The organism is Lacrimispora xylanolytica (genome assembly GCF_026723765.1).
Classification (GTDB): domain Bacteria; phylum Bacillota; class Clostridia; order Lachnospirales; family Lachnospiraceae; genus Lacrimispora; species Lacrimispora xylanolytica.
Window position 1 is genome coordinate 26,204 of sequence record NZ_CP113524.1, and the last position, 15,811, is coordinate 42,014.

1 protein-coding gene is annotated in these 15,811 nt (G+C 45.0%); it reads left to right on the plus strand.

The annotated features are described in order from the left end of the window. Positions 1–143: 143 nt before the first annotated feature. Positions 144–15,653 (plus strand): doubled motif LPXTG anchor domain-containing protein, encoded by a 15,510-nt coding sequence (locus tag OW255_RS00130; protein ID WP_268115223.1) that lies wholly within the window; start codon positions 144–146, stop codon positions 15,651–15,653. Positions 15,654–15,811 lie beyond the last annotated feature (158 nt).

Consider the following 15,811-nt stretch of genomic DNA (forward strand, 5'->3'; position numbering starts at 1 on the left):
TATAAGTGTGAAATGGAAAAAATGGAAAAAATAACCACCATGTAACCAGGTTTTTATATACTTTAATTATTGATATAAAATTAAGATATTTGTCTGATAAATAATACCGTTTCTTATGGAAAACGGGGAAGTGGAGGTATGATATGAAAAATATCAGAAGAAGAGCAAGCCGCTTAAAGAGAGCGGTTGCCTGGTTACTCACCGCTGCTATTGTAAGTGGTAATGTATCTCAGCTGGGAGCAATGACTTCATACGGAGCAGAGCGCAGCTTACATACAACCGCTACGCCATCAAGCGCAGATCTGGCGTCACCGTCAGAGGCAACACCAGCCGAGGCCAGAAAGGTGATCGATGTAACTGTCACCCAGTCAGCCATTTTAAAAGTACTTAAGAAAGATTCCGACCGCAGGCCGGAATTTAACGAAGACCAGGTTCCTTTTGAAGGGGAACAGAAAGATCTTGTCATAGAAAAGATATATGAAGAGCTGGAGGGAAAAACTCTGATTCTTCAGAGAAAAGTGGGGAAAGCCATGTATCTGGTGGTGGTGTCCGACACTTTGGGGGGAGATCCATTTTCTGACTTTGACCCATCAGACAGAATCAGCCAGGAAGCTGCCCTAAAAAATGTTCAGGTGATTGGCGTTAATGGATACAAAGACAGGGAGTGTCAGTTCAGGCTTAGAATCACTGGAGAGGATATAACCATTACAGAAGCCTCCATCAGTGAATTTGCTGTGGTGGGTGAGAATGAAACGGATCCAGACGGGGTAAAGCCTGTAAGCCCTGAACCCGTTAATGCCTCCGGTGGGGCTGGCTCAAATGCTTCTCAGACGGTTACAGGGAAAACCGGACAGGAACAAAGTGGTGAAACTACCGGTACGGGGACACAAAATACGGAAACACAAAATACCGAAACACAAAACTCGGAAACACAAGACACAGAGACCCAGAATACAGAAGCACAGAATACAGACACACAGAATATAGAAACAAAAAACACAGACACACAAAGTACAGACACACAAGATACGCAGACACAAAATGCGGAAACTAAAAATATCGGAACAAAAGACAACGGAACAAAAAATAACGAAACGAATAACAGTAATTCAGAAGGCAGCGAAACAAAGAATACAGGAAATAAAAGCAACGTATCCAATTCCCATAAAACTGATTCAGAGAATCCTAAATCAGAAGCTGAAAAAGGATTTTCCGGTGATACTGCGTTGAAGCAGGGAAATGACTCTGAAAAACAAGCAGAGCGCCGTGAAGCAGGGAAGGATTCTAACGAAGCAGCAGATAAGAGCGGGCTTACTGTATCCATTTCAAAACACCAGCTCCCGGTTCTGCTTGAGTCCAGACCTGACATTGCCACAGCTTCTCAGGCTGAGGCAGACCCACAGGTGTTTGATGGAGCAGATATCATTTCCCTGGGTGACAGATCCTTATCTGATAAGGAGCGGGAATCTCTCATGGGAATAAAGGAAGATACCTCTCTGTTTTCATTTTTTAATGAAACCACCTTTGATCTTGTGGTCAGAAGCTTTGGGATCACCACCTTAAGCTCCGAAATCAACAGTGAGGTTAAGCTGACACCTTATGAGACAGCGCTTTCCTATTACGGTCCGGATGCTGAGGATAAGAAGAACGTGGTGGAGCTTCATCTTACCCAGAGCCAGTCAGGTGCTATTAAGGCAGGAATCATATACAGCTATACCTTGACCTACGCCATGCAGACTGCTCCTGTTTATGAGTATGCTGCCGGTGGAAAGCTATCTCTTTTTGACCTTTATGAGGATGCCAGGATAGAATTTACGGTTCCGGAAGGGATTCATTTAGAAGAAAAGGCTGGAAAGGTCACCCTGATATCTCAGGGGAATGGCCAAAGCGTTTATGAAATTCATGTAGGAAATGATAAGAGTGAAATAGTGCCCGGAAAGCTTGACAGCATCACCATCAACGCCTGGATCGACGGAAATGGAGAGCGGGCGGAAGGCGAAGCTTTTACATTGCCGGAGGACAGCGTGGTTTTTTATGCCAAGGTAAAGGTGGCAGACAAAACAGATAAAGAAAATATTACCTATCCAGGAAGCATTGAGACAACGACTTATGGGGAGCAGCCGGGGGACACCTCCCTTCGTCTCGTATCTGATGACAGCTGGCATATTAAAAAGCGGGTTTACCCCAATGATAATTCCTATGTGGTGGTGCGGGATGATAATGGGACGCCACTGTATGTAGATATCACCTATCTTATTGAAGTCGGTATGAAGGGCAGCTCTGGTGACATCTCAAGACAGCCGGGGGGAACTATTTATCAGACCTACGGGCGAACCGGATTTGAAAAGGATTCTTATAAGATCACAGACTCTCTGTCCATAAAGACTGAGGGAGTGCCGGAGGCCATGAAACCAATAAAAGTCACTGGCGTTTGGGCCGATGGATCAAAGCTTGAGACCATAAGCCAGGAAGATGGTTCCATATCCATTTCCCAGTATAAGACCCAGGGGCAAAATGGAGCCGACCATATTTACGTATCCAATCAGGCACCGACCTATAGCTCTTATCTGGTAACTGCCCGCTATCCTTATGAGCCGTTTTTGTTAAAGTACAACGATTCCAGAATTTCAGATTCGTCTGTCTTTACCATAACAAACAAAGCCCAGCTGGAATATGCGAAGCTTGGAACCGGAAACTTGGTTCGGGAAGATTCCCACGCAGATGTTAAGATTCATGAGGTCAACCGTCCGGCAGTCATCCGCATTAAAAAGCAGATTGACGAAGGGGTAGGTACCATCAGAGATTATGGTCTATCCATGGAGCAGGAGTATCCTGGTATGGCTGGATTTCAGATTTATTCTCTGGATGGTTCCGGTAAGGAAACGCCTTATGAAAATTACACGGTCATTGATTCAAATGGGAAGAAAATAGATTCAAAGAGCATTTTGGTAAATCCGTCCGTGGAACCGGGAGAAGAAGGTAGCTATGCAACCTCTGACCGGGGATATATTGAGATTCAGGTCGATCCTGGCACCTATATCATCCGGGAAGATAAAATGCCTGCAGGCACTGCATTTGCCAGGGCGAAAAAAGGTGATAAGTCCTTCGTAACGGATAACAACATAGAGCTTAGCTTAAAGGAAGGAGAACGGGAAGAAGTTACTGTGGTCAATGGGGTCATTGGAAAGGGCTCCATAGAATTTTATAAAAAGGCCCAGATGTGGGGAAATGGGAATACCAGTGAACCTCGTTTAACTGGCCTGGAAGGGGCAGAATTCTCCTTGCTTGAAAAGAAATCCGACGGTTCCTTTTCAGAGGTGAAAACAGTAAAATCCGATAGCAATGGATTTGTCCAGTTTAAGCCAGTATCACCTGGTGATTATGTTGTCCGGGAAAAAAGCGCCAATGGCTATATTCTGGATTCCAGGGACTATCCGGTAACGGTAAAGGCTGGAGAGATTTCTCGTGTAACAGAAGGAGATAACACCATCATCAATACCTTAAATGAGGGCCGGGTGAACGTGACAAAGCTGGTACAGAATAACAGCGGTTCTTATATTCCGGTTCCGTCAGGCTTTCAAAGTGATTTTATTGATAAGTTCTGGATTGAGAAATTTACAGAAAGCAGCAAATGGGAAAAAGTGACCATCGGATCAAAGACTACCTATTCCCTTGACGGAAACAGCCAGTTTAATGTAAATCTCCCTGTGATGGGAAAGGATGGCTTAAAGGTAAAATATCGTCTGGTGGAGTTGGTACCAGATGGATATTCCAATGGAAACCGGCCAGAGGATGGTTTTACCCAGGAGATAATTTCTGGAAAGACCTATCTCTATAAAGAATTTACCCTGACTCCACTTAAAACAAATGAGCTGGAGGTAAAGAACAACAAGGGTGGAACCTTAAAGCTTAATAAAACGGTTTGGACCATTAACAGCAATGGAACTTTAAATAAGAATGCTTCTAAACAGAATTACCGCTTTAAGCTTTATTCCTCAGAGAAAAATGGGGGAGGCCTTTTTGAAGTTAACAATGGAACCATTTATACCACAGATGGAAATGGTGCCATTACCGTCAAAGGCCTTGATGTTACAAAGAAGTATTACTGGTACGAAGTATCAACAGGTGCCCGTCTGGAATCGGATGACCCTGAGAAAATGATGGAAGCTTATATCGATGGCAGCAAGCAGCCGGTGATTGGACCCTTTGAGCTTAGCCGGGAGCAGGATACCAGTGTAAGCGCCTGTAATGTTCCTCAGAAGGTTCCTTACTGGTTCTATAAGTATGACATCACAAACAACAAAGCAAGCATCAGTGCTAAATTTAAAATAACCAGACAGGATAATGGTCAGGAAGTATATTCAGGAGCCATAACTCAGGGCGGAAAATTTATATTACTGGATCCTGGCACCACATATGTGGTTGAGGAAACAGAAGCTCCTAAAAACTTTGTGAAAGAGGAAACCAGCACCATAACAACGCCAAATGGACCAGTGACTAAGAATTTGCTGGATGGCTGGTTCTCCACCTCAAAGCCCTTAAAAAAGATTTATAATAAGCCTTACAAAGAAGTCAGATTAAAGAAGATACTTCATCAGGCTGACGGTACCACCACAAGCAATGTTTCCATATCCTTTGAGGCTTATACAAAGGATGGAAACGGCTTTCACCAGGCAGTGCTCCCAAGTGGAAGCAGTTCTTTGGTATCCAACCAATATCAGCCCGTAGCACCTGGGACATATTACTTTAAGGAATCCGTACCAGGAGGAATCATCAACCCCCGTTTCCTTCTTTCCCAACAAAGAGATGGTATTTATAACGGATATGAAATTAGAGAATCCCAGATTTATTACGGTCCATTTACCATAGCAGCAGCCGTGACAGCAAACGAAAAGAAGATGGATCTTAATTTCAACGGCCAGCCTTTTGAAAACTACCAGAATCTTGGAAGAGTCAAGGTGACAAAAAAGGATGCACTTAAGGGCACGGTAGTAAAGGGTGCGGTTCTTGGCATCTTTAACCGGAATGAATTTAACGAAAATGACTGGGAAAACAGCATTCAGAAAGCCATTCAGCAAAAGACCAGCGATGGAAACGGTCAGGTAATCTTTGACAGCAGTGCCTTAAGAATCTTTGATGACAACGGCAGCAGAATCTCTTATGTCATTGCTGAAATATCACCACCAGCTGGATATCTTCAGTCTTACCAGGTGATTAACACCTATTTAAAAGAAGGAACCGTCATTACCACGGAAAATGGTGTGGCAGGCGGGAATGAGCTTATCATTAAAAATGAACCAAAGCTTACCATACGGACTCAGAAATACTGGCAGGATAGCTGGAATGACCAGTTTTATCCCTATAACCGTATCCTTGGCAATGTAAAGCTGGCTCTTTATAAGGTGAATGCTTCGAATCCGGGACTTGCGGATTACGTAACAACAGAGACCACCAATCCCTATGATGGAATTGCCACGTTCCAGGACATCAACCGGAATGATACGTATTTTGTTGCAGAGGTAAAGGTACCGGACAGACAGGAAACAGGTCTTTCCTTTGACCTTAACATGGGAGATAAAAAGCCGCTTCCACTGGAAAACGGCGAGCCAATAAAGACCCTGAATGTAAGGGATCTGGAATCTGTCTACAACGCCATCCGGTATACGGGAAAGGATTTAAATAATACCACAGATTCCCTGGTTCAAAACACCAGCCCCCTTTATAATTACCGGTCATGGGTTCAGTTTAACGTATTAAAGGTCTGTGCCGGAGTCTGGCCTAATGGAATACCTCATTGGCAGGAGAAAGTAAATGGAGCCAAATTCACTCTGTATAAGATGCTTGATGATACCAAGTCACTTGCCTCCATACAGTTAAAGGATTTACAGGATAAGGGTAGATTTGAAGCTGTGGACCATTACGAAAGCGGAACCAGAATTGATCCAAAAACAGGAGCCAGGGCTGACGGGGAGTTTGATACTGGTATCCTGGAAGCAGGAAAGGTATACTGGCTGGTAGAGGATGAGGCAGCGGTTGGATACGTTCTGCCAAATGGCCCCCAGATCGTTGGTGTTTTCGTACCAAAGGATGGAGGGTATCAAGGCTGGGAGGCAATCCGCCATACCTATGAGAACGGCAGGAATAACCGTATTGCAAAAATTACTAATATCCACGGAGATGGCCCAGGCGGGCTTTCCCGGTATCATTTCCAGATAGCCCTTAATAAATGGCTAAAGGATGAAACAAAAACAGGAGAGCCTACCCTTCTTGGAGGAGCAAAGTTCCAGATATGGCTCTTAGACCCGGAAACAAAAGAAAAGCTGATTCCTGTTGATGTGATTGAAACAGGGCTGGAATCAGACGGAGCCTATAAAACCGGCTACGGATTATCAAAAATTATTAATTTTGATACCTTAAAGAAAAAGCTGGAAGAAAAGAATTTATACCGTGACGATTTATTTAAAGTAAATGAGGAGAAGCATCAGCTTCAGGCAGAGTTTGCCCTGGAAGAAATCTATGCTCCGTCCAAGGTCCGTCTTGACCCAACTCTTCACTATTTAACGGCTACGGTAGAAAAGGATAAGGATTTTATTGATACTCAGTATTTCTGGGATAAGACAAAGGATAACAGCCACCGTCTCATGAATATTCTCTCCTCAGAATATCCGGTGACCCTTGTAAAATACGGCTATGTACCAGATACCAGTACGTTTGGAAAAACAGACGATGCTCTTGACGGTATGAACATAACCAGAACCCCACTTTCCGGAGTACAGATGGAGCTATGGAAGTATCAGTGGAAGGATACCGGATACGAATATGTGAAGCTTCAGACGTATACAACAGGAAATGACGGACGCGTAGTGGTCCCGGGGGGGCTTTCCTCCGGTCATTACCGAATCAGGGAGATTCTTCCTGGTAAGCTGGCTGACACTTATATCAACATGTACAATGGGCAGGCCGGGCTTTACCGCTATTTTACGGTAGGAAGCTCACCCCTTACGGTAAATGTTTATAACCCGGAAAAACCAAACCTTACCATTGAAAAGACTACTTGGAACGGGGAAAAGCCGGATGGCTTTAGTGGAATCGGCTTTACCATTAAAAAAGACAATGGGGCAACGGTAAATGCCACTGTGAAAAAGGAGGAGGATGGCAGATTCATTGCCAGGTTTACCGGACTTGAAAGCGGCCCCTATACCTTACTGAAGGAAGATTTAAGTAATAGTGCTTCCCAGATTGTTACAGGCAGCTATTTTGAACCTCAGAAGTTTTATGTAGGCTACGCACCAAAAGCAGACGGGGAGCAGGTGGCTTTATGGCCGGTAGATGGCAGTGTAACGGGAAATGTATCCACCTTAAGCGTTAAAAATCCAAGGCTTTCTGACCTAACCATCCGAAAAACGGATGGAGAAACAGAAATCAGTGATTCCAGCTTAAAGGGTGCCTCCTTCCATTTGGAATACATGAAGTTCCGGTCAGGAATTGACTATTCCCAGGGACAGCTATCCAATGTGGAGGACCCCGGATATCAAAAGCCAGTTCAGGGCTTTATCCAGGCAGCAGGTGCGCTCATAGACCAGGGCGACGGCTCCTATTTGTTAAAGAACTGTGAACCAGGCTGGTATCGGATCACGGAGGTTAAGGCACCAGAAGGCTATACAAAAGAAACGACTCCTGTGGTAGTGGCAGTGACTGGAGACATGGGTGCTGCTTATAAGCATACAGAAGTTTCCATTGCCAACAGGAAAAAAGCAGAGCTTACCATTACAAAGAACCTGGAGTTTGGAGAAGGCTTCCTGAAAGATGGAAACTTAGAAGATAAACTTCCGGCTCAGATTGTGTTTGATGTTTACACTTATTATAACAACGGGTACCATCAGGTGCTTGATGAAACCGGAACACCAGTTCAGGTTAAAATCAACCAGTTTACAGCAAAAGACGGTTATTATACCGGAAGTCAGAAAGTATTACTCCCTCAAAATCCGGAAGGAGGTGCCTATTACTTAAAGGAGCAGGAGCAGCCAGACTGGAGCATTTCTAAGGAGAATGGCATTGAGAATGGAACTCCCACTGGAGATGGATACTTCCAGGCAGGAGGAGGAGCTGATTTTACCTCAAAAAATCCTGTCTCAGTAACCGTGAAGAACCAGTATGCAAAAGCAAAGGTATTGTTAACAAAGGTAAATGGAGATGATCCGTCAAAGAAACTGACCGGAGGAAGCTTCCAGCTATATGCAGACCCTGAGTTTCAGAATAAAGTAGGAGATTTTGTGGAAGTCGGCCAGAGCGGTATCTATGAGATCATCTTCTCCACAAAGCTTTACCATGACGGACAGTATTATATCAAGGAAGCAAGCGCACCAGCCGGTTACATTGGCATAACAACTGCTTATCCGGAAGGAGGGCTTCTTGCAGAAACGGGGAAGACCACAGAAATCACCATGCCCAATAAGAGCGGTGTAGACTTAAAAATTACAAAGTTAAGTGGTATGGGAGATACAGAAACATTAAAGCCCGGCATTTCCTTCGAGCTTTATAAAAAGTCTTCTACTGGAGAATGGAACTATGTGACCGCGGGAGTTACAGACAAGAATGGAGCCATTTCCTTCCTTGGGCTTTCCATGGAACCATCGGAGTCTTACGCCATTTACGAGGCTAAGGAGAGGGAGCATGGATTCTTAACGTATCGTATGGATACCTTTGAAGGAAGCAAAGGACTGATTAAGCCCATTCTTACAGATGTAAACAAGAATGGCGAGACCATCAACGGCCTGGAGCTTTATGTACTGGCGGATGAAAATACGGTTCTGCCAGGGGTATATGAGTTCAAGGCCCATAACCAGGAGGCACTGCCTCTTAAGGTATTTAAAAATGATATTAACAGACAGGATAACCCGGATTCTTCTATAAGTGCCATCATAAAGGTAACAGATAAGAAAACCGGGAAACAGGTGGGAGACCAGATGCTTGTTCCTTATGGTGAAGCCGGAACCAGTATACTGCTTCTTCCCGGAACGTATGAGGTAGAAGAAACAGAGGTTCAGGAAAATCAGAAGGGCTATATCATAAACCGGGATGATGACAGAACCATTTTAAAGAAAGAGGTGACCATAGAAAAGGGAAAAACACCTCAGGCACTTGAATTTACCAATGTTAAGCAGAAAACAGAGCTGGCTATGGAAAAAACATCGCTCACCACGTCTTTAAAGGATTTATGGTGGAATGACGGCCAGACCGTAACCTATACCCTGACGACCCGTGTTACAAACACCATTCCACTTGATGGGTTCGTGATAAAGGACCGGGGGCTTACCATGCTAAATGCCGGAAAGAGTGTTCTTCCTGAATCTGAATATACCAATGAAAAGTACACCATAACTTCCATAAAGCTGGGGAAAGCTACGGAGCAGAACCGGATTAAGGGAGGAAAAACAGGCACCATTATGGCAGATGTAGCCTTCTACGATTTTAAGGGCAGCCAGGTGGGAAGCGTACAAAGCGTAAAGGTATCCGGCGACGGTGAAATCGCCCTCATCCGTCCCGTAAGCGGAAAGAATGTGAAGTCCTTCCAGATCAGCTACCGGGATGATACCTTAAAGAATTCAACCGACCACAAATACCTTCTGGGCCAGGATTTCACACCGGGAAGTGTGGAGGTTACGGCTAAACTGTTCCGGCAGGATGCAAAGCTGTCTGACGGCAGCTATAAGGAAGAGATCAAGTATATCAATAACCAGGCAGATGCAGTGATGAGCTACCGGGAATGGGATGGAAAAGGCACATTGAGCCAGGAGATAAAAAAGAAAGAGCAGACTTCTTTCGTAAACATTCCGATTACCCAAAGCAAGGCACCTGTCATAACCGCGGAGAAGAATGTCACTCCTATGAAAGAGGTTCAGGCAAATGACATTTTAACCTACACCCTGACCGTGAAAAATGTGACAAAGAGCAATGATCCTGACATCGTCCCATTAAGAAAACCGGTACTCATTGACCATATACCGGAAGGGGTTACTGTTTCAGGGGAATCCGAAGGGGAAGACCGAATCTTAAAGGCAGTCCGTATTGTAAGTGGGCCTTCCGGAGTTGGCATTGAAAAGACCGTGAAAAAGGTGGATGCCCTTACCGGACAGGAGACCCTGTTTATACTTCTAAACGGAGAGCTAAAGCAGAATGAACGGGTTACCGTAGAGGTTCAGGCTAAGGTGGCAGGAAACATTGTCAGCTATGGAAAGAATATTTTAAATAAGCTTTATGTTACCAGTGATGTGCTTCAGCCCCCATTTTCCTTAAATAAGACAGGTGCCTCCTTTATGGTGGAAACCAATTCAGGGGATCAGTGGCCAAGTGCTGACTTACCAGGGGGCGTTCTCCTACCAGATGAAAAATACCGCTCTTATGGGTACGTATCCGATTCTGCAGAGAACTTCATGAGCACTGGAACAGGACTCAGACTTTTTAAGGAGGTCAAAGGTAACTTAGATACGAGATTTGTGTCAGGCACCACAGCAGGAAGAACGGCAAAGACCATTGATGGAGACGGCGATTCTTCGAATGATGGTTCTGTATTATACCGCTTGACCATAAACAACGATTCCACGACCAACTACGTTTCCAAGCTGCAGCTTATGGATATTCTTCCTGCCAAGGGAGATTTAAATGCAGACAGCAATAACCGTTTGAGTGACTACAGGCTGAAATTTGAAAACATCCAGTCCATTTCCATTGAAAATCAAAAGGATGAAAGCAATCCAGGACGAAAGGTTGAGGACTTTAATTACCAGCTGTCTTATTCCAATGAACCATTTGACAATAAAAATACGGTGAAGACAGCTAAAAATGGAGTCATAAATGACAATAGCAATGGTTTCTGGTCTGGCAGCAGCAGCGATCCATCTGCGTTCCGGTTAAAGATTACTGACAATGACTTTTACCTGGCCCCAGGGGAGAACCTGGTAATCGTATACAAAACAACGGTACCGTATAAAGCGGCAAAAGAGCTGGAAGAAGTTGCATATGGATATGCGGTCAATGATTTTGCTCTTACCTACAGCTATAGAGAAGGCGGTTCGACTGGAAATGAGAAGGCAACCGGACAGATTCAAAACAGCAACGCCACACAGGTGCTCTTAGTGCCTGGAGATGTAAAGGTGTCCGGCCGTATCTTTATTGATGAAAACAACAGCGGACTGCAAAATAAGAATCCTGAAAAGGATCATCTGCTTACGGATCTTCTGCCCGTACTGACATCTGGCTATTTTAATGTAGCCATAATCAAGTACAGTAAGAACGGAGACGACGAGGTGACCGGGGCAGCAGGCTCAGATGCCAGATTTACCTTTGGGGGACTGACTCCTGCCAAACCCTTTGGAATCCTGGGAACCCAATTTACACAGGCAGAAGAAAGCAGCTGGTATCAAAACCAGGCGTTAAATGTATCAAAGCTGAAGGGCGATGATCCGGCTCACTACAGGATTCGGGTGACCACAGGCGCAATGCCGGCGGGTTATGAAGACCTGATATTAAAACTATCAAAACCATTTATGACATCAAATGGAGAGAATGGAGAGGCTGGAAGATCCAGACTGCCCTCATCCTTAAAGGAGGGCGGCAGTAATTACGCGGAGAGCCTTGACAGCAATTTTAAGGAAGGAAAAGCGGGTTACACATCCGAAGACTTCTTCTTATGGTCCACCTCTGGGGAGTATGATACCACCAAGGATATCGGCTTTGTGCCATACCGCAATGTAAAGGTGAAAAAGACGGATTCCTATGGAAATCCAGTGGAGGGCGTGCACTTTAGCGTTTACGGACCATTTACCAATGAAGAGCTGGCTGAGCTTGAAAGGACCGGAATTACAGATGTGAAGGCGCTGGGTGCTCCCGCAGCAGAAGGAAATACGGCTTTAAAAGACGAGGAAGCCCTCTTCCAGGCAGGAGACTTATTCTATTACCGAAACTACATCGTTGCGGAAGATGGGGTGCCTGAGGGGTATGAGAAGGAGCGTGCCACATCTCCTGATATGGAGCTTATGAAATCCTATCAGGTAGCGAATCAGAAAGCATGGGTTCTTAGAAGCAAGGAATTTAAGACAGAGGAGAACCCGATTCCCAGCGTTGTTACGGTTAAGAATGCCTATAAAAATGGATCACTCACCTTTAATAAGATCGATGAGGCCACTGGAAAAGGTTTACCGGGAGCCGCATTCCTGTTAAAGAAGCAGGGTGACGTGCCGGAATTTGCCTGGAAGGCATTTACAGCCGCTGTGATAGAAAGCCAGAATGCAATGGGAGTGGCTAAGGCAGAGGAAACAGACCAGGGACTGGAATTTGAAACACTGACAGGAGCTGTTTCCCTGACAGGAATTCCTTATGGCTCCTACACCTTATCTGAAACCCGGGTACCGGAAGGCTATGACATCACAAAGAAAGTGAAAGATCTGGACTTTAAGATTACAAAAGATGGGCAGGAAGTAACACTTCCTGAAATCTCTGACAACAAGATCACCAATGCAAGGACCGGTTACAGTCTGACCTTGCGAAAGACTGATAACACAGGCAACCAACAGGTAGAGGGTATATCCTTTGCCATTGAAGGGCCTGGAACGTATGAGAGTAAATCCTTTATTCCATTTTCCAGGGACCGTCTCGTGATTAAGGATAGTACGAACACCGGATATGAGGTGAAAGAAACGAATCAGGAAGGGCTTATAACCTGGAATCTTCCTTATGGAGATTATCAGATTAAGGAGTTTACCAAGGAGGGGTATGAATCCATAGAACCCTTCTATGTGAGAATCGCTGCCAATGGTGACGTTTCCATTCTGGGCTCTGACATAAGAAAAGAGCTTACCCTTCTAAATTCCAAGCAGAAGGAAATCAACCTGTCCGTAGAAAACACCATAAAGACAGCACCTCTTATCATTGAAAAGCTGGATGGGGAAACTCATCAGCCAGTAGCTGGAGCAGAATTTGAGCTTAGGGGATCCTCCTTGATTCCGGGAGCATTTAAGACCTACCAAAAGCATATTACAGGTCTTGGTGTGTCTCATGTGATATCAGGGGAAGACGAGGGCGGACTCTTTATCCGTTATCAGGTGACCGGCACTGATAAAAAAGGAACCGGAACTCTGACTCAGATTCCTTATGGAAGCTACACGTTACAGGAAACAAAGGCACCCGATGGCTATATTCTGGAACCAGGTAAGGAGTGGAGAAGAGAATTTAAGCTGGAAAGCCCTGAGGGCTTAAGCCTGACAGGGGAAGATGGAATTGTAAATGAACCTCATGTATTAAAGATTGAAAAGCAGGATGAGGTCACGAAAAAAGTTCTCTCTGGCGCAGAATTTACCCTTGTTACACAAGATGGAACCTATGTGAGCCTTAATGAAGCCCTTTCTTATGCTGGTGTAAGAGAAAATGAAGATAGCACCACTCGCTTTATTACGGGAGAGGACGGAACGGTCACAATTAAGCGTCTGCCACCAGGAGAATACACCTTAAAGGAAACAAAAGCCCCAGCCAATTATTCACTGGCGGGTGATACAAAAATTACGGTACTATCATCCGGCAACCGGGAAACAGTGGTGATATATGATGTGAGGAGCGAGGCCAGAATCAGGCTGTTAAAGACGGCTGCCCACGACCATGACAGGAAGCTTTCAGGAGCAGTCTTTGAAATCTACTCTGATCAGGATTTAAAAACATTAAAAGGTACAATTACCACTGGAACCGATGGAGTCGGAGAATCAGATATGCTGCCCCTTGGCATCTATTATGTAGCAGAGAAAGACGCCCCGGCGGGCTATGAACGAAGTGACAACGTCTATTCTGTCACCTTAAAGGAAGACAGTGAGGCAGTCACGGTACGTTCAGACGGAAATGATTTCATCATCAATCATTACGGTACCGGAGCACTTGTATTTGATAAGACAGACAAAGAGACTGGCGAGAAGCTAAAAGAAGCCCGGTTCTCTGTGACGGTAAAGAAAGTCCAGGTAGAGGGAGCGTGGAATGACTTTATCTCCATTTTAGAAAAACAGAGTCAGGATGAACTTCTTTCTATGGGAATCAGTGATTTAACGGCAGGGGAAGGTAAGCTGCAGTTTACAACGGTGGACGGTCACGTATCCTTAAAAGGGCTTCCTTTTGGAACGTATACCTTGAAAGAGGAGAAAGCCCCGGAAGGTTATTTAAGCTTAAGCGGAAAGACAGAGATAGATTTTACCCTGTCAGATGCCAAACGGGAAGCCGATTTAGGAAATAACAATATCATTGTAAATGAGCGGGCAGAATTTGAAATCCAGCTAAGGAAAGTGGATAATCTGGGATGGAGCATCAGCGGAATGCAGTTTCGCATTCTGGGACCGGGAAAATACGAAGACGGGGGAATCCTTTCCCTGTTTGGAGCAGAACGGTTCCATTCAGACGATGACTCAGGAACCGGAATATTTACCACTGGGGAAGACGGAATCATAAAGCTGGGCTTAAAGCATGGAGATTATCAGTTAAAAGAAATTGCCACAGACCGGTACGATTCCTTGGAGCCCTTCTATATCCGGGTGAATAAGGATGGAACCATAACCGTGTTAAAAAATCCGGACGGAAAGGTTTCCGTATCCAGCGATAAGTCGTCAGAACTGTTTGTGACCAATCAGATCAGCACCGGAAGAATGGAGCTTGAAAAGGTAGACAGCGAGGAAAAGGGAATCCGGCTTAATGGAGCAGAATTTACCCTTACCAGTCTGGAAACTCTGGTGCCGGGTGCCTGGGACAGCTACAGAAATCTGGCTGCGTCTCAGGGAGCTGTTTGGGATAAGAACGGGGTAAAGGGAAATACCATTACCTTCACCCTTCAGGGAAAGGGAGCCATTGAGAACCTGCCTTACGGAACCTATCGGCTGACAGAAACAAAAGCCCCGGATGGTTATGTTCTTGGGACTCAGCCATGGACCAGGGAGTTTACCATTGGAAGCAGCCAAAAAGAGGTTCTCTACACCACCTCCGGCCTGTTAACAAAGACGGAAGGACCAGTGGAAAATATGCCGTCAGCCATTACCATAATCAAAACCAATGCAGTATTGGCAGATCTAAGGCTTAAGGGAGCTGAGTTCCAGCTAAAGGCATCTGATGGCAGATATGTCATGCTGTATCAGGGATCCTTCTCCGGCTATACACCGGATAAAGCGGCTGCCGGAACCATTGTTACGGGGGATGACGGGCAGTTTATGGTAAAGCGGCTTCCAATGGATACCTATACCTTTATAGAAACAAAGGCGCCTTCCGGTTACTACATCAACAACAACATACCGCCTGTAACCTTAGACGGTATCAATCGTTTCACCATTTCCATTCAGGATGAGAGGATAAGCGGCGGCGGAAGTGACAATGGAGGCAGTTCAAATCCAACCGGCCCAAACAGCCCAACGGTTACCATTGTGCCTGATCCCGTGCCGCTGGCCAATCTTCCGACCAATGAGAGTGCAGATCAGCTCATACAGGTAGATGATGGAAATGTACCACTTGCAAGGCTTCCAAAGACAGGAGAACGTAAAAATAATGCAGGAAATGTAATGGTGACCCTGTCGGGATTTATGCTGGCTCTCTATGCAGCGCTTACGAAAAAGAAAAAGGAAAAGGAGAATAATTAAGCAAAACCTGTTCTTGACTTTATTAAATTAACTTGCTATAATTTCTTTCAAGCAGTGAACAGGCAAAGGGGCCGGAACTATGAGAGTTCTGGTCTCTTTTTGCCTTTTTTTGGAAGCTTCATTTTATTAAGCTGTAGAAGTATATAATAATCCAAGGA